The 17686-nt window shown below is 60.6% G+C and carries 14 protein-coding genes and 1 pseudogene; 4 read left to right on the top strand and 11 right to left on the bottom strand.

The features are described 5' to 3' along the window. Positions 1-2 precede the first annotated feature (2 nt). The 8 genes from LFT47_RS09105 to LFT47_RS09070 all read right to left on the bottom strand — a co-directional run bounded on the left by LFT47_RS09105 (position 3) and on the right by LFT47_RS09070 (position 9027). Positions 3-1049, bottom strand: coding sequence for a zinc-dependent alcohol dehydrogenase (locus LFT47_RS09105; RefSeq protein WP_236817415.1), 1047 nt, complete (start codon positions 1047-1049; stop codon positions 3-5). 379 nt (positions 1050-1428) lie between these two features. After that, positions 1429-2211: an SDR family NAD(P)-dependent oxidoreductase gene (locus LFT47_RS09100; RefSeq protein ID WP_236817413.1), complete on the bottom strand. Its 783-nt coding sequence runs from the start codon at positions 2209-2211 to the stop codon at positions 1429-1431. Between the two features lie 120 nt (positions 2212-2331). Then, entirely contained in the window at positions 2332-3162 is an 831-nt protein-coding gene (locus LFT47_RS09095) for an ABC transporter ATP-binding protein (protein ID WP_236818485.1), read from the bottom strand. 14 nt (positions 3163-3176) lie between these two features. After that, a complete protein-coding gene (locus LFT47_RS09090) occupies positions 3177-4061 on the bottom strand; it encodes an ABC transporter ATP-binding protein (protein ID WP_236817411.1) in 885 nt (294 codons plus the stop codon). A gap of 8 nt (positions 4062-4069) precedes the next feature. Next, entirely contained in the window at positions 4070-4969 is a 900-nt protein-coding gene (locus LFT47_RS09085; protein WP_236817409.1) for an ABC transporter permease, read from the bottom strand. 69 nt (positions 4970-5038) lie between these two features. Continuing rightward, positions 5039-6025 (bottom strand): ABC transporter permease, encoded by a 987-nt coding sequence (locus LFT47_RS09080; protein ID WP_236817407.1) that lies wholly within the window; start codon positions 6023-6025, stop codon positions 5039-5041. Between the two features lie 621 nt (positions 6026-6646). Next, a complete protein-coding gene (locus LFT47_RS09075) occupies positions 6647-7729 on the bottom strand; it encodes an LLM class flavin-dependent oxidoreductase (RefSeq protein WP_236817405.1) in 1083 nt (360 codons plus the stop codon). Positions 7730-7731: 2 nt separating this feature from the next. Next, positions 7732-9027: an LLM class flavin-dependent oxidoreductase gene (locus LFT47_RS09070; RefSeq protein ID WP_236817403.1), complete on the bottom strand. Its 1296-nt coding sequence runs from the start codon at positions 9025-9027 to the stop codon at positions 7732-7734. Between the two features lie 173 nt (positions 9028-9200). On the opposite strand from LFT47_RS09070, the gene LFT47_RS09065 reads away from it, so the two are divergent. The 3 genes and pseudogenes from LFT47_RS09065 to LFT47_RS09055 all read left to right on the top strand — a co-directional run. After that, positions 9201-9461, top strand: coding sequence for a carboxymuconolactone decarboxylase family protein (locus LFT47_RS09065; protein ID WP_236817401.1), 261 nt, complete (start codon positions 9201-9203; stop codon positions 9459-9461). A gap of 241 nt (positions 9462-9702) precedes the next feature. Further along, on the top strand, positions 9703-10911 hold the full coding sequence (locus tag LFT47_RS09060; RefSeq protein ID WP_236817399.1) for a flavin reductase: 1209 nt from the start codon (positions 9703-9705) through the stop codon (positions 10909-10911). Positions 10912-11667: 756 nt separating this feature from the next. After that, positions 11668-12515: pseudogene (locus LFT47_RS09055) on the top strand (aldo/keto reductase); the annotation flags it as partial. 587 nt (positions 12516-13102) lie between these two features. Here LFT47_RS09055 and LFT47_RS09050 read toward each other — a convergent pair. Continuing rightward, positions 13103-14032 carry an MBL fold metallo-hydrolase gene (locus LFT47_RS09050; protein ID WP_236817396.1) on the bottom strand — a complete coding sequence of 310 codons (930 nt, stop codon included), beginning with the start codon at positions 14030-14032 and terminating at the stop codon, positions 13103-13105. A gap of 413 nt (positions 14033-14445) precedes the next feature. On the opposite strand from LFT47_RS09050, the gene LFT47_RS09045 reads away from it, so the two are divergent. Further along, positions 14446-15234 (top strand): FadR/GntR family transcriptional regulator, encoded by a 789-nt coding sequence (locus tag LFT47_RS09045; RefSeq protein ID WP_236817389.1) that lies wholly within the window; start codon positions 14446-14448, stop codon positions 15232-15234. A gap of 123 nt (positions 15235-15357) precedes the next feature. Here the strand turns inward: LFT47_RS09045 and LFT47_RS09040 are convergent, their stop codons facing one another. Together LFT47_RS09040 and LFT47_RS09035 are read right to left on the bottom strand one after the other, a co-directional pair. After that, positions 15358-16572: a cytochrome b/b6 domain-containing protein gene (locus LFT47_RS09040; protein WP_236817387.1), complete on the bottom strand. Its 1215-nt coding sequence runs from the start codon at positions 16570-16572 to the stop codon at positions 15358-15360. A gap of 141 nt (positions 16573-16713) precedes the next feature. Beyond that, on the bottom strand, positions 16714-17682 hold the full coding sequence (locus LFT47_RS09035; RefSeq protein ID WP_236817385.1) for an electron transfer flavoprotein subunit alpha/FixB family protein: 969 nt from the start codon (positions 17680-17682) through the stop codon (positions 16714-16716). Positions 17683-17686: the final 4 nt, after the last annotated feature.

Genomic DNA, 17686 nt, shown 5'->3' with positions numbered 1-17686 from the left:
CTCTAAGACCCCATAACTGTGACGTGGATTGGAGCCCGCCCCGTCTTGATCTCGCCGCCGAGAATCTGAATCGCTTCCTCGGCGCGGTCGAGGGGCAGAGTATGTGTGTGCCAGTCTGAGAAATCGTAGCGGCCGGAGAGGATGGCATCGATTGCACGCTTCTGACTGCGCGCACTATAGCCGAGCGCACCGCGCAGGTCGAGACTCTTCAGCACAAGCTGATCCGGCACGAAGTCGGGGAGCTTATTCATGCCCTTGAGCCCCCCCAGGACTACTGTGCCACAGCGCCTGACGGCAACGAGGGAGTCCATGATCGGCTGCATGGCGTTTGGTGTGACATCCAGTGCGACGTCCACGACCTCGGAACCAATCTGATCGATGAGACTGCTCGGCTCATTGGGGTCCACGACTATGGCGTCTGTAGCTCCGAGCTTGAGGGCGATCTTCAACTTCTCAGTACTGTTGGGCGTGCCCGTTATGATGATCCGGTTTGCACCAGCTTCACGGCAAGCCACAACCGATGCCAACCCCCGCTGGCCGGAACCCAGAATCAACACATCATCCCCGATGGTGACGCCCCCACGCGAAACGGCCCAGTCAAATCCTGCCGCCAATGGGTTGAACAGCAATACGTCCTCAGCCGGAACACCTTCGGGGATCTTGTGGATGACTGTGTTCGCCGCGATCATCATATATTCGGAGAGACTCCCCCAGAGACCGCGCTCGACCGATGCGTAACCACGCCGGATCCGGCCGGGTGAAGTACACGCCAGTCGGTTTCCAGCTGCGCAGTTCTGGCATACCGTGCAACCAAGCGGCCAGGTGAGCACTCTGTCACCTTCCTCGACGTTCCACCGCTCCTTCGCGGCCGGCGTGAGACGGTCGATCCGGAGCAACGGTTCGTGGCCGATGATGCATGGGTATTCAAGAATGCCGGATTCGTCAAAATTTCCGATGTATTGCTCGTAGTCACTGCCGCACAACCCCGACGCTTCAACGCGAGCAAGCGCATCGCCGTCGGCCAGGGTGTCAGGGAGCGGAACTTCCATCAACGACATCTTTCGGGGGCCGCTCTGGACCCAAGACCTGCTCATCCCAGCCATCAGTTATCTCCTCAATCGGATGGACTCTCGCCTGTCTAATCAGGCGAGATCGCATTCACCGTCAGCACGGGGATGCAATCACAGACATAATATACTTTATCTATTTCGGGGCTGAACCGGCAAGAGTCCTGTAGCACCAGATGCAACAAGCCGGTGCCAAACCCGTGCGCAATTGGAATGGAGTGCCCCGGCAAGTGGGCCAAAGCGAGGTCAGTCCCTCAAGGTTTCCGCCTACTGCTCACTAACCGTGCTGGCATTCGTTCTCCATGTTGGGCGACAACCACCCTTGTGGTCACGCTCGTGACTGGCCTACTGACTGGACGCCCTACAGCGGGGTCGAAAAGTCAATAGGGTTCGCCGACGTCATACCACCGTCGACGGGAAGCGTTTGCCCAGTCACGTAGCTCGCGAGATCGGACGAAAGGAACAAGATAGGCCCTGCCATCTCCTCGGGCCTGCCGAGACGCTGCATCGGAAGCGTGCTACGGCGGACGCGCTCCTCGGCTGGACTCGAGTCCGGTCGCCGGGGCGTCATCGTCGAGCCGGGCGCGATCGCGTTGACTCGGATACCGTGTTCTGCCCATTCAATCGCCATGGACTTGACCAACTGGTTAAGCCCCGCTTTCGCCGCACTGTAAGGTCCCAAACCGGGCGTGGCGATGATGCTACCCACGGAAGACACAAATGTCGCGGCGCCTGGTCGGCCAGCCCGTACGCACGCAGCGGCAAACGCCTTGCCGAGCACGAACACATAGCGAAGATTCATATTGAGGTCAGCGTCGAAGCCCTCCGCGCTGGTTTCCAGGAGCGTGGACCACGAACCGCCACCAACAACCGTTATCAACACATCCACGCCGCCCAGTGCAGCTTCTGCCTCCGCGATGATTCGCTCCGCCTGAACATCATCGAGCACGTCGCCAACGAGGGCTGTGGCTTCTACGCCCAACTCCCGCGCCTTTTCGCAGACCTCCTCGGCCTTTTCCGCGTTGATGTCGACGACGGCGACATTGCAGCCGACCTTGGCCAGCGCCAAGGCGGTTTGGCCACCGATTCCCCAGCCCCCGCCGATAATGAGAGCTCCCTTGCCTGATAGTCCAAACATGTCCATCTGATTCATCTCCTATTGGGTTTGCGCGCCGCAGCGCGATAGTTCTAGCACCGGCTAATCTGGTCACAAACCCGATTGGCCGCGGAGTCCTGCCTCGTCGCCTCCGGCATACTTGAATCCTCAGGCGACTTGTTCGTGGTTGGTGTAGCGTTCTTGGAGGACGTCGTCGAGTTCGAGTCGGGCGTTGAGGAGTGATCGTGTGCAGTCGTGTTGGGGGTTGGTGAAGAGTTCGGCGGGTGTGGCTTCTTCCACGACGCGGCCGTTTTGCATGACGTAGACGTAGTCGGCGACTTTCTTCACGACGGTCAGGTCGTGGGTGATGAAGAGGTAGCCGATCCCGAGGCGTTTCTGGAGGTCGCACATGAGGGACAGGATTCCGGACTTCACTGACACGTCGAGGGCGGAGACGGCTTCGTCCGCGACGATGATCTTCGGACCGGGGATGAGCGCGCGTGCGATGAGGACGCGCTGGCGTTGGCCGCCGCTGAGTTCGTGTGGGTACCGGTCGAGGTAGGTTCCTGCGGGTGTCAGTCCGACCAGGCTGAGCGTTTCGCGGACCTTGGCGTCGATGTCGGAGCGGTTCGTGGCCACGCCGTGGAGCCTGGCCACTTCCGCCAGTGCCGTGCGTACTGTCTTGCGCGGGTTCAAGGATCCGGAAGGATCCTGGAGAACGGCCTGGACCGCGGAGCGGAACTTGAACTGCTCCTTTCGTGATGTGCCGGCGATGCTGACACCGCCGATGCTGACACGGCCTTCGTCGGGGGTGATCAGTCCGAGCATCATTCTTGCCAGGGTGCTCTTGCCGCTTCCGCTCTCTCCGACGATCGTGACGAAGTCCCCCGCGTTCACTGACACGTTTACGGAGTCCACGGCACGCACTTGCAGACCCGGCTTCCCGGGCCGTTGCTTCCGGCCGAATGTCTTCGTCAGGGATTCGGCCCTCAGACGCATCGTTTCCACTTCGGTCATTTCCTTGTCTCGTCTTTCTCGAACGAGAAGAGTGCATCGTCCGCGCTGGACAGACTCCGCACGCTTTTCAGCAGGCTCTGGGTGTAGTTCTCCTGAGGACGCGTGAACACGGAATAGGTATCACCGGACTCCACCACGCGACCGTTATACATGACATAGACGCGGTCGCACATCTTGGCGATGACGGCCAGATCATGCGAAATCATCAGCAACGAAGTACCAAGTTCATCCACGGAGCGCTTCAGCGTGGCCAACACCTTGGCCTGGACCGTGACGTCCAAGGCAGTGGTCGGCTCGTCCGCGATCACGAGCTCCGGGCCTTTGGCCAGGGCAATCGCTATCGACACCCGCTGCCTCATGCCGCCGCTGAGCTCGAACGGAAACTTCCGTGCGACGCCCGCCGGATCGGACAGGCCTGCCATTTCAAGGTACTCGAAGACTCTCTCGTTCGACAGCAACGGCCGCCCGCACTCGGCGACCTGACGGCCGATCCGCATGGTCGGGTTCAGCGAGCTCAATGGATCCTGGAAAATCATCGAGACCAGCTCGCGACGGACATTTCTCCACATTTTGGGTGAAGCGCCGACATACTCTTCATCACAGAACCGGATGGAACCCTCGACCACCACTCGCCCGGACTGCGGCAACAAGCCGGCGATGGCCCGGCCTGTCACCGATTTACCGGAACCGGACTCCCCGACAATACCCACACGTTCACCGCGGCCCACGGACAAGTCCACGGAATGGACTGCCCGCACTTCTGCTTTCGGACCAGACGGCAACCGCACGCCAAGACCACGGACCTCCAGCAGCGACTGCGAACCGTGGCCGTCACCGCGGACCACCGGGGCCTTCCCCGGCGCAATCTCAGAGTTCATCATCCTCGTACTCATTTCACTCGGCTGAGGGTGGGGTTGAGAGTGTCGTTCAGCAGATCGCCCAGGACGTTGGCAGCCAAGACAACCAAGAAAATCGCCAGGCCCGGGAACACGGTCAGCCACCATGCCGTCTGCATGAAGGACTGGGCTTCGTTCAACAGCGTCCCCCAGCTGGGCGTGTTCGCGTTCCCCAGACCCAGGAACGAAAGACCCGACTCGTAAAGGATCGCCCGCCCAACTGTCATCGTGGTCGCCACGAGCACCGGCGCGAAGGCGTTGGGCAACACATCAGAGACCAGGATCCGCAGCGGACTGAACCCGGCAGCCCTGGCAGATTCGACATATCCCAGTTCACTGAGCTTCATGGTTTCGACCCGGACCAGACGGGCAACTCCGGGCCACATCGTGATGCTCAGGATCACGATCACAACCGGCATGCTGCTTCCCAGCAACGCCGTCGCCACAAGAGCCAGCACCAGGCCAGGAACCACCTGGAAGAACTCCGAAACCCTCATCAGTGCCGAGTCCAGGGCACCGCCAAAGAAGCCGGCAAGACCACCGAACGCAATCCCCAACGTCAGGCACAACAACCCTACAGCGACCCCGACCACGAGACTGATCTGCCCACCGACCAGGACCCGGGCAAAAACGTCGCGCCCCAGCGAGTCAGTGCCCATCAAATGAGACGCATTCGGCGCCAGCAACACACCGAACTTGGGCTCACTGGGCGACAAAGCGAAATACGGGCCAATGAACGAAGCCAAAGCGATAACAACAAGAAGTCCGCAGAAGCCGACAGCCGCAGGTCTGGAGAAAAACCGCCCCGCGAGGGAACGCCTTCCCGAAACCCGAGTCGCGCCGTCGGCCGCAACCATAGAAGAACCATTCACGCCGATCAATTCCTTACTCATGCCGACCCCGATACCAGCCGCCCGAACGCGCCGCGTCCCACGCAGAAGAAGACCGCACTGCACCCTGCATCACGCACCACTCATCTGTCGACGCATCCGTGCCCGGACCCGCGGATCCACAAGACCGTAAACAACATCAGTCAAAATGTTCACGACAACCACCGTTATCGCCACCACGAGAAGAATCCCAAGCACCACCATGTTCTCGCTGCGCTTGATGGACTCGTACATCAAAAGCCCCATCCCCGGCCAGCCGAAAACACTCTCAACCAGCACCGCGCCCGCCAACGCATGGCCAAGGTTGTAACCAATGACACTGACCATCGGCAACATCGAATTCAACAGACCATGCCGGCGCAGAACCTGATTCGGCGTCAGGCCCTTCGACCTGGCCGTATCGATATATTCCTGCCCCAGCACATCGATCATGCTCGACCGCATGATCCGCAGGAAGAACGCCAGCTCACCGAACGCCAGAGTGAGAACCGGAAGGACCATATGGCTCAAGGAAACCCCGTCCGAACCGAAATCCGACATCCCCTGCGCCGGCAACCACCCAAGCTGCACCGAAAACAAGAGAACCAGCATCAAAGCCAACCAAAAGACCGGCAATGAAAACAACGCAATAGCGCTATACGACAACGCCGCGTCCAACCGCCTCGACCTCGTCCGGGCAGCCAAAGCACCAAGCACAATCCCGCCCACAGCCGAAAGAACCAACGAGGGAATCGTCAACAGCAAGGTATTACCCAACCGCCCCCAAATAATCGACAGAACCGGCTCATTATTCGCATAAGAGAAACCCAGGTTCCCCGACAACACATTCTGCACATACGTGAAGAACCGCACATAAACAGGCTGGTCCAGACCAAAAGTGCTCGTCAGAACAGCACGATACTCATCCGTCACCGGCATATCACCCACCAGACCCTGAATAGGATCCCCAGGCGCCAACTGCAGCAAAACAAACATCGCCACAACCACAGCAAAAATGAGCAACAACGACGAACCCAACAAACGAAGATAATGGAGAATCAAATGTTTCAACAGTGTCATCCCAACACTAGAGGCGACCTTCATCGGTAATTTATATATTATATGTCGATTGTTTCCTTTGTGTTTCACATCATTGTGAATCCTCAGGTCCAGTCGACGCCGGCCACATGACGGGTAGGTTAGAAGCTACCAAGCGTGCGACAGAGTCTCAGCGATGTCCTTCTTGATTTGTGACTGCGGGCGACGGCCTCGAACCGCGCAATCCGTTCAGACCAACGATTGCCGTGCGCCGCAGGGTCTTGCGCAGCGCGACGCCGGCCTCGCGTTCCGCCTGATCCATGGATTCGCGCCAACTTATGACGCGCCCTCCACGTCGGGACGCTCCGGGCCGCCAAGTCCAGCATATGTTCCTTGATTCAGGCTTGAATTCGGTTGCAAGCCGAAGTTGCCAGTACAGACATACGAGAGCAAAGTCCCGATCTGTATTCGCCGAGCAATGTCCATTCCGGACACTGCTCGGCGAATTCGGAGACTCGCGAGCTTTACGGAGGGCGCAGGGCGAAACCTCTGCATTCCCCGTCAACTCAGCTTGTCGAACCTGGAGCCTCACTCTGTACTTCGACGAACTGAGAGGCACCGCCGGGCTGTTTCGGCGGGGTTGTTGTCGGCGCTGTGGCCTCGTCAGGCGCGGAGTGTTTCTCTGAGTGAGCGGTTGGTGTGTGGTGTGGTGTGTATGCGGCCGCGGCGGCGGAGGGTGGCCAGGACGCGGTTGCAGATGACGCTGACTTCGGAGAGTGGCCAGGTGCCGAGAATGACGATGCCGTCGGCGCCTGAGGTGTCGTGGAGTTCTTCGAGGTCGGTGGCGATGGTGTTGGTAGGGCCGGTGAGGTGGACCGAGGGGGTGCCTACCGGCGGCCATGAGCGCTGCGGTCCGCGGTTCTGGAGGGCCGGGAGCAGATCGGGTGTTTCGGCGACTTGGATACTGACCGCGAGGTAGACCTTGACGTCGTCCGGGTCGCGTCCGGCCTCGGATGCGGTGTTTTTGATCTCGTTGCGCACGCGGCGGAATTCTTCGGGCCCGTCGGCGGTGACCAGCACGACTTCGGCGTGCCGGCTGACGAAGTCGGTCTCATCCGTGGAGGACATGGCGCTGACGAGCGGGGGTGTTCCCTGCCGGGAGGGCACGGTGTTCAGCGGGCCACGGACCCGGAAGTGCTCCCCGACGTGGTCGATTGTCCTGACTTTCGCGGGGTCTGCAAAGGTGCCCCGGGTGCGGTCTTGGACGAGCGCGTCCGGTTCCCAGGAGCCCCATAGTTCCTTGCAGACCTGGGCGTATTCGTTTGCGACTGAGAGCGGCTGGGCTGTTGCCTTGCTGCCATCGCGGCTTGGACTGCTGCCGTAGGAGCCGTCGATGTCGGTCGCGACGGCCCATCCGACGCGGCCTTGTGTCATGTGGTCCAGGGTCGTCAGTAGCCTGGCCATCATGAACGGCGGGTAGTCGGTCATTGCCAGTGCCGGGACAATGCCGAGCGAGGATGTCTCCGCTGCGATCAGGGGCACCAGGACACTGGGGTTCAGGGTGGGCCGCACGGTCTCTGCCAGTACCAGGAACTCCACACCTGCCCGCTCGATCATTTGTGCGCGGCTGATGTACTCGTCGGGATCGCACCACGGCGGTGCCTGCCCTGCTGCCCTCGCGCCGGCACTTCCTACGGGCTCTCCGATTTCTGCCAACCATCCAATGTGCATCTGCTTATCCGTCACTGTTATCGCCTCGATCCGGCGGTCTCGATGCCGCGGGAAATGTCTTCACTGAAATAGGGGTCTGCCATGTTCTCCCGGAATGTCGGATACCGGTAGCCCTTGCGGGTTAGCCCCCGCGACTGCAGGACGGGAACCAACTGGTCTACGAGCGGCACCACGACCGAGGGAACCATCGTGCCGCGGATCGCGAAGCCGTCACCGCCGACCTCCTCCATCACAGCCTCCAGCTCGTCGGCGATCTGCTCCGGGGTCCCCTGCACAAGGTGGGTGTCCTTCATGATTTCGGACATCGCGATCTCCCGGAGTGTGGGGGCACCCTTCTCGGTGTGCTGCTGGAGCACACCATCAGAACCGGCGATCTTCAGGTCCGCGGGCAGGGGTTCGTCGATCGGAAGACGCGAAACGTCGTAGCCGATCCTTGAGGAAAAGTTCGCCAGGCCCGTCTCCAGGTTGCTCGTCGGCAGGGCCAGTTCCTCGGCCCGCATTGCCTCGGCCTCCTCGACCGAGCCCGCAATATAGGGACGAATGGTGAAGAAGATCTTGCACGAGTCAGGATCCCGGCCGATAGAGGACATACGCGCCCGCATGTCGTCCCGGAAGTCCTTCATCGCCGCCGGCGAATTCCGGTGCGAGATGATCATGTCGGCGTGCTTGGCCGCGAACTCACGGCCCCGCTCGGATCCGCCCGCCTGCATGATCACCGGACGCCCCTGCGGCATCGGGGGAAGATGGAGCCGGTCCGCAGACCCGGGCAACCCCTCCCCGCCGGCCCACGCCTCTTTGGCCTCGGCCCAGATCCTGTCGGCAAGGTCCACGAACTCGTCCGCCATATCGTAGCGTTCGTCCTTGCTGAGCAGGTCGTCCACGCCAAAGTTCTTCGCGACCTCCTTGCCCATGGACGTCACGATATTCCAGCCCAGCCGGCCCTTCATCACGTGATCCAGCGAACTGGCAACCTGCGCGAGAAGTTTCGGCGGGAACAGCGTCGTGGACATTGTGGCAACCAGCCCGATCCGCTGGGTCGCCTGAGACATCGCCGCGATCAGGGGAAGAGGGTCATCATGGATGGACTCCCCGATCCCGTTCTTGACATACACATCAGGCTTGCCCTGGAAGACGTTACTGACAGAGAGCGTGTCAGCGAACATCACAGCCTCAAACCCTCCCCGCTCCAGCAGCCGCGTCATCTCGCGGTACCGCTCCGGACGCGTCCAGTCATAGCCGTTCTCCGCATCCAGCCGGTCCCAGAACCGAGGCGTATACGAAGTAAAAAAGATCAGTCGAAACGGATTCGCCATGCTCGTGAGGTGCCTTCCACTAACCTGCAGACGGAATGTAAAATATATAATGTAGCAAAGTTGACTTTATCACAACCCCGCGTTCACCTTTCATATATTATGCAGTAATCTGTTGGTGGATGACAGGAACACGGCACCAACACCCAGACACGACCACCCCGCGGAGGCCCCTGATGGAACCCGAAAAACACGTCGCGCCCTACGCACACCTCGCACCCAAAATGGCCCAGCTGTCCTCCGACGTGCTCTACGGCGACGTCTGGGAACGAACCGACCTGAGCAAACGCGACCGCAGCCTCATCACGGTCGCCGCCCTCGTCGCGACCTGCCGGCCCGAGCAAACCGGCTTCCACATGCAACGCGCCCTGCAAAACGGCGTCAAGGAAACAGAACTCGTGGAACTCATCACCCACCTCGCCTTCTACGCCGGATAGCCCAGCGCCGTCACAGCAATTGGCATCCTCCAGCAACTGCTGGACACCAACCAAAAGAACTAAACAGAAAACTAGGCCCGGAGTGGGCTGTTTGTGGGCCGGTTGCGTGGTGTTTGCCCGGATTTGGGCTCTCCCCCGCGATTGCGTGGGCCTGTCAGGCCAGGGGCGAGGGACTTTCGTCCCCTGTTCTTGACCCGCCGGCCACACGCACCGGACCAAAACCCAATTGGAGGAAATGATTATGAGCGGCGCAGAAGTCCAAGCCGGGTTCGATCCCCGCGCCTTCCGGAATGTCCTGGGACATTTCCCAACCGGAGTGGTGGTCATTACAGCCATCTCCGAAGACAACGAACCCGTCGGCATGGCCGTGGGCTCATTCACCTCCGTCTCGCTGGACCCGCCCCTGGTGGCCTTCCTCCCGGACAAGTCCTCCTCCACCTTCCCGAAAATCCAGCAGGCCGGAAGCTTTTGCGTCAATGTCCTGGCGACCTCCCAGGAATCAGTCTGCAGAGCCTTCGCGGCCAAGAACGCAGACCGTTTCACCGCCGTAGGATGGCGGCCATCAGAATCCGGCGCCCCGATACTGAACGGCGTTGTGGCATGGATCGAGTGTTCCATCGAATCAATCCATGAAGCCGGCGACCACTTCATCGTGGTTGGCGCCGTGAAAAACCTCGCCGTTGAAAACCCCTCGCTGCCCCTGCTGTTCTTCCAGGGAGGCTACGGCGGGTTCGCACCCGAAGCACTCGTCATGGGAGCCAACCCCCAGCTCATGGAACAGCTCCAGCTCGCGGACCGCGCAAGGGCGCATCTGGACGGACTGGCCGATGACCTCGGCGTCGGGACGACCGCACTCGCTGTTGCCGGCGATCACCAGTACATCGTCGCTTCCGCCCAACCGCAGGATTCCGGCCGACTCCCGCGCCGCGTCGGGCGCCGACTGCCGTTCCAGCCACCATGGGGAACGATTTTCCTCGCCTGGGCAGAGCAGCAGCAGCGCGAGAGCTGGTACGCCAAGGAAGGCATCAAAGCCGGAGACGAACGCTTTGAAATGCTCGAAACCGAAATGGCACTCATCCGAGACAAGGGCTTCGCCATCACACTGCGCTCCGCCCAGGAACCCTCCCACGAGGCCGTGCTGGATGAAATCGAAAACCATGGCCCCACCCCCGCCCTCGAACGCCAGCTGATAGCCTCCGCCAAGAGCGTCGAGAACTTCACCGCCCTGGCCCAACTCAACGAAGGAACAGCGGCCCAGGTCCAGCGCATCCGAGTCCCCGTGTTCACCGCCGACGGCGACGTCGCACTCGTGCTCTCCCTTTCCGACCTCCCCGCCGACATGACCCTGGACACCATCCACACCTACGTCGACCGTGCCAAGAACGTCTCTTCTGCCATATCAACATCCATCACAAACCACCACCGAGCCACCCCACAACACACCCACTAACCACAACACCAGACACCCCCGCCCTTCGATGCCGCAACGGGCGCCCCGCACTACCCACTCAAAGACCACAAAGCTCAAAGGGCTCAACGCTCCAACGGCTGGGTGGATCAGCGGCATAACGGGTAGTGGCAAACTGACCCTCCGGTGCCGTGGGCTCCTGAGCGGGCAGCCGGACAGCTGTTGGCGTTGAAGTAGAAGGGTTGCACCAAAGGTTAGCGTCTTGACGCAATCACTCGATGACCATATAGTAATTCAGATATAATATATTCGATGAAGTACTCTCCAAGGGTGGGCGATGATCGCCCTCACATCGGATTCTGCGAGGAGCGATTCAGTGATGTTTGAGCATCTATTACCCGGCCAGGCGAACACGGTCGCATCTCCCCGCGCTCGTGCAGATTCAAGCCCGTACGGAGTATCAGGGAAGATCTCTTCGGCTCCTTGGGAAGGACTCTACCTGGAGGAAGTCAAGCCCGAGATCCCTCCGAGAAGTGAACTTGACAAATTCCTTGCGAGCCTCTGCAGCACGCCTCCGCTTGCTCCCGAGTGAGGCGGACTCGGCAGCTGGGGCAAAAGTCCCGGATTTCTGCCCGGTTGTCCATGGTATCGACGATATCTCGTCGATACCGAAACACGGAGGACCTGTCAGGATTCCGTTTGCCCGGCTTGTATGCCAACGCCCGCTGTGGGGTGTTATGGCAGGTCCTGCCAGAACGGAACAGGCTCAATCTAGGGTAGAACCAAGACGATCCCAACCTGACATTGAACAATGACATCCGCCTCCCGTCTCTGGGCATCGGTGTCTTTCAGGCAAGCCCCGAGAGACCACTGCCGCCGTCGAGCAAGCCCTCCAAATCGGCTACCGGCACATCGACACCGCGGCCGCGAACGGCAACGAGCAGCAGGTCGGCGAGGCGATCCGCAACTCTGGCCTTGACCGCAACGATGTGTTCGTCGAGACCAAGGTGTGGGTCTCCGACTCCGGGTACGAGAAGACCCTGCACGCGTTTGAGAAGAGTGCGACGAAGCTTGGCCTCGACCAGATCGACTTGCTCATCCTTCACCAGGAGGTGCCGTCACATTTCGATGCGACCCCCCTGGACGCATATCGGGCGCTGGAGACGCTTCTCGCATACGGGAATGTCCGGGCCATCGGGGTGAGCACCACCTTGAGACGCTTCCGGAGCGAACATCCGTCGTGCCAGCGGTCAACCAGGTTGACCTTCATCCGTACTTCACCCAGCCGGCGGTGCAGGCCACCAACGAAGAGCACGCGATTTTGACGCAGGCTTGGTCGCCGATCGGGGGGATCACGTTCTATCGGTCGGGCGGCCCGAGCGCACTCAGGGATCCCGTGATCGGAGCGATCGCTGCGGAGCACGGTAAGACCCCGGCCCAGGTCATGTTGCGCTGGCACGTGCAGGAAGAACGCTCGGCGATCCCTAAGTCGACTCGAGCCGAGCGCATGCCGGAAAATTTCGACGTCACCGACTTTCGAACTGACTCCCGAGCCGTTGCACGAGATCGACGGCCTGGACAAGGGTGTGAGGCGCGGACCGGAACCGGACCTCATCACGCCGGAAGCGTTCGGGATCACCACCCCCGGAGGCCTAAGCGGGCTGACATTCCTTTGCAGACTTTGGGTCCACGGACCGGCGTTCATGCCGGTCTGTCATGGTTCCCGCAGTCGCCAGTCGCATCGCCGCCTACGCCGCCGTGCCCTCATCAACAGCGCTGGTCATTTTCAACTTCTCAGAGGGCGGCGGACGCGTCGGCGTGGTGTCGTACTATGGGGCAACCGCCGGGATCAGAGCGGGCGCGGACTTCTGGCCGAGTGGTTCCTGGCGTATGGGACTACTCATCAACGTCCCCCACGAACAACCGCGATGACCTTCGCCACCGTCCAGTTGCACCCAGCGCGCCGCTACGCCCGTGACGCCGACCACGGAGGGAAACACTGACCAGCAACCCGTCCGGCCCTAGATCCTCGAGGCCGAAACCTACCCGACGACCAGGCTATCGCTTTGATCTCGAACTTCCAGTTTGCGGCCATCCGGAACCAACTGATGGCAGACATCCCAGACGCTGGCGGCCCTGAGTCAACTGGCGCCGCCACTCTTGATGGAAGGAGTTATGAGCGCCGACCGACATACCGGGAGTATCAACCTCAATTTAGACTTGTTTCCGATGCTCAGGAAGCGAATCCGGGGGTTTCCACTATTTCCCGAACAGACACTTTTATGTCACGACCTTGCGCTTGCAGGTGGGCCAAATGGCTTGCCGTTTCGGAGATAGCGAGACGGAGGGATATACCGCGCAATGAGCTCCAGCCTCGGGACCATGTGAGGCTCTGCGCAATGCTCCATATAGTCTGCGGGTTGTGCTCGGCGAGCACCTGAAGAACTTCCCTGGAGCGATCATTATTGTGGGCCACAAGTTGGTTCACGCGCGTTTGCATACCGATAAACCGGTATTCGTGTGCAGGACATACTTCCATTTCGTCCTCAAACCCGATCAAATTCAGGGAATCGTAGTAGTCACCCAAGGGATTGACCGGTCCCGGTACTTCATAGGGAATATGTGGGGAGATACGGGGCAGCACATGGTCCCCACTGAATATCAGTCCACGGATTTCATCTATTAGACAGATGTGTCCGGGCGAATGTCCGGGGGTGGCAACGACGCGCAGACTCAGGCCTGCAGCAGGTACGAACCCTCCGTCAACGAGTCGGACATCCGGGTTTGCCAATTTTGACATGAAAGATAGCCGTTCTTTGTTCATGGCTATCTCATCGAGATCGTCTGTCGGAACACCCCAGAGCGCGAACTGGGCGCGATCAGCCATCAATTGAGAGGCCTTGTCTCCTTCGGTAAAGGGCCGGCACACTTCGTTTTCGCCCATGGCGACCCAGGCGCCGGAGGCGTTTCGGAGACGGGTCGCCATACCTAGGTGATCAGAATGGTAATGAGTGGCGACTATGCCGTTTACGTCGCTCACAAGAAAGCCAGCCTCCCGCAGTCCGTCTTGCAGGTGCCACCAACCTTCATCGCTGTCCCACCCTGGATCGACGATCACTACATCGCTGCCTCCGACAAGCAAATAGCTCAGGGTGTAACGCATTGGGTTATTCGGGAACGGCACGGGGATAGACCACACGCCCTTTCGGACAACCTCGACGGGCGGGAGAACCTTGTCCCGCCAAGCCGCCTTTTGTCTGCGCCCAGTGACGATGATCGACGCACTACCCATGGTGTCCTTCCGGTTCGGACCTGCGATGGTCCACTAATCAAAACCAATGAAGCGCAAGTCTTCGGCCTTTCGCGCCGCAAGTCGGCACCCAATTGCGCAAGGAATCACAAAACCTAGATTCTAGGGGCGTGGCCCCGCGGTGGACGCCGCAAGCCAGTTCGAAGAAATCGGCCCGGACACTCCTGTCAGACTAAATCTAGTCCAGTCCTGGCCGGTCTAAGATGAACTAGTCATACAATGAAGCTAGAAGCGCCCGTGGGGTGTTTGTGAATGGAGGAACACAAGTGGCGGACACCACGATGCCGTTTTCGGCGATGCCGATCCAGCGCCCGCGCCAGCAGGTCCAGAACCAGATCAAGCATGCCATCCTCGAGGGTTCACTTCGCGACGGAGACAGACTGCCCGCCGAAACTAGCTTGGCACAGTCCTTCAACGTCAGCCGGGCGACGATCAGGGAGGCTCTCAGGTCACTGATCGAAAGCGGTCTGCTGGTGAAAGGACCCGGAACGACGAGCGGCCTATACGTCCAATCTGTGGATCATAACTCTTTATCGCGCGCAGTCTCTGAGCGACTGTCCAGTGTTCTGGACATTGGATCAGTGACCCCGGCTGAGGTGTCAAACTTCCGCGACCTGCTAGAAGTACCCAGTGCACGGCTCGCGGCCGAACACCGGACAGACGAGAATCTCGCTAAGCTCCACGAGATCATTGATCAGGAGCGATCCACAACTTTCGACGATCCGGCCATCCCCGAACTTAACGCGCAGTTCCACTCCGAGATCGCCAACGCCTCGAGCAACCGCGTCCTCGCGGCATTCGTGTCCGCCTTGCACCGTACTGCACACCCTCTCGCGTTTGTTCACACGGATGAACAACTCGGAAAGGAATCTGTTGCCCACCACATCCAGCTGTACCGGGCCATCAAGGCCCAGGATCCGGCAGGTGCCGCTGACGCCATGCAAGGACATCTGAACTATCTGCGCGAACACGCCATCGCAAATGGCAGGAACGAGTTGGCGCACGGTGTTGGTCAACAGCCGGGCACGGAACCTGCACTCTCCTCAGACCATTAGGTAATCCCCTTCGCCTGCATCTGCAGGAAGTTGGACCCTTGCCGGGCAGCTAGGCAGCCGTCTCCACCGCTCTGAGGCGTCCAAGTGATACTCAAACGGATGTCGAAGGCTTGCTTTGGTCCGTCATCGCGCAGTTACCGAGCCAAAGAGGCGCGCAATCCCTGCGAGCAACAGAGGGCGCGCCAAGACCCAGGCTGTGGCGATGACGGCCATCGACCCACCGAAGATCCAGAACCCTGTCCAATCCATGGTGTCTTGTCCTCCGTACATGTGATTAAGGTTGCGGAGAAAACCGGTGGCGAAAACGAGTACTACGTGTACGACGATGAACCCGCAAAAATACAACATTGTCGGAAAGTGGACTGCCCGTGCCCATTCGACGGGGAAGACGGCACTCAATCGCTTTGGGCGCTGAGGCCAAAGACCGGACATTCTAATTCCGGTGAGCGCGGCGAGCGGCGCTGCGACGAACACGGTGACGAAGTAGGCGAGCACTTGCAGGCTGTTGTAGTTCGCCCAGCCATTCTCAGTGGGCCAGGCGAACGAGGCGTACTGCAGGAGGGCCGACAGGGCGTTGGGAAGCACCTCCCAACTCGTCGGGACGATTCGCATCCACTGCCCAGTGACGAAGAGCAGCACGACAAAGACTGCACCGTTGATGAGCCAGAGGATGTCGAGCGACTGGTGGAACCAAAGCGTGAGGCTGATCTTGCGCTGGGGCGTACGCCTCGATGCCCAGTATGCGGCCGGTCGCTTCTCATGACGAACGCCGAGCCCGGAACGGACTATTAGAACCATGAGGAATACGTTAAAGAAATGCTGCCAACCGAGCCAGGCAGGCAAGCCAAGCGGTGCCGCGTCAGGAAGTGCGGTCTCCCCTGGGTATTGGGCGACGAAATCCTGCATCGCCGGGGTGCTAAGCAGCCATCGGGCGACCAAGACGATGAGCGCCGCCAAGACCAGTGACCCAGCTACGGCAATGACGGCCCGGCCCAACTTTGGGAGCTCGGCGAAGCGACGGCGCGGACGCGGCATCACCCCCGCGGCAGGGCTCAACGGCCGGGTCTCTGAGGCTTCCGATACGGCGGTCGCCGGATCCGGAAGCGACTCGGTCCCCGTAATCTCGGAGGCGTCCGGCGTGGATGGGCATTCAGAGGCTGGAAGGGTCGCGGCCAGGGAAATTGGTGCCTCACCTGCTTCTGGCCAAGGCTCTCCCCCAACGAGACGCGGAAGGCCCCGCCGGAGAGTGGTGCTTCCGGCGGTCGGCGTTGCAGCGGTAACGCTGGTCAACGGACCGGAGGTTGGTGGAGGTGCAGCCGCAGCAGCAAGCGGCTCCATGGACGGCCCACCTCGTGCATCGTCTGCGTTGCCATTTGGTGCTCGTTCCACTTTTAGGGTAGGCGCCGCGTTCACCGGCGGCCAAGGTTTTCCTCCATGGACTCTCGGCAGTCCGCGCCGGACGCTCTCAGCCACCATGGTTCAGGCCTTCCGTTTCTCGAGCGTAGCAATCAGCTGTGGCACCACAGTGAAGAGATCACCGACGACACCGAAATCCGCAATCTCAAAGATCGGGGCGCTTTCGTCTTTGTTGATTGCCACGATCGTCTTGGCCGTCTGCATGCCGGCTTTGTGCTGGATCGCACCCGAAATGCCGATGGCAACGTATAGCTGCGGCGAGATCGACACACCGGTCTGGCCGACCTGCGAAGACTGCGCGATGTAGCCGGCGTCAACGGCGGCACGGGAAGCGCCGACCGCAGCGCCGAGCACATCGGCAAGCTGTCCAACCAGCGCGAACTGCTCGGCCGAACCGAGTCCTCTACCGCCCGAGACGACTTTGGCCGCACCTCGGAGTTCGGGCCTGTTCGATGTGATTGGCACCGCGGCAAACGCTTCAATCACCGCAGCGCGGCGGCCCGAGGGAGGGACAATCAAGGATTCGACCACAAGAGGTTGCGCCTTGGCACGGGTCTCGACAGCTCCCTGTCGAACGGTGATGACCGGAGCACCGAACGTCGCTGCGGAAGTCACCTCATATGCGCCGCCGTACACCGAGTGGAACACCACTATTCCCTCCTCGTCGCGAGAGACGCCAATCGCATCGACGGCCAGCGCCAAGTGAGCACGCACGGCGTATCTGGCGGCGACTTCGCGCCCCTCGGTCGAATGTGACACAAGAACGGCAGCCGGGCGGACAGCTTCGGACATGGCGGCGAGTGCGTCGACCACCGGTACGGTGAGCTGGGTCGCATCCACCGCTGTAAGGAATACCCGCGCCGCACCAAGGGCGGCCGCCGCCTCGGCAAGCTCGGCACCGCGTTCGGTGTCGGCGATCAGCAGCGCAACGGCCGTGCCGAGCGTGGAGGCTACGCCGAGCAGCCCCGCCGTGCTCTTCGCCAGCTCTCCCGTCGCGGTTGTTTCCAGTAGTACCAGGATGTTATCTGTCATGTCC

It is taken from the genome of Arthrobacter sp. FW306-2-2C-D06B (assembly GCF_021789175.1).
Classification (GTDB): Bacteria; Actinomycetota; Actinomycetes; order Actinomycetales; family Micrococcaceae; genus Arthrobacter.
This window is presented reverse-complemented; position numbering and strand designations above follow the sequence as displayed.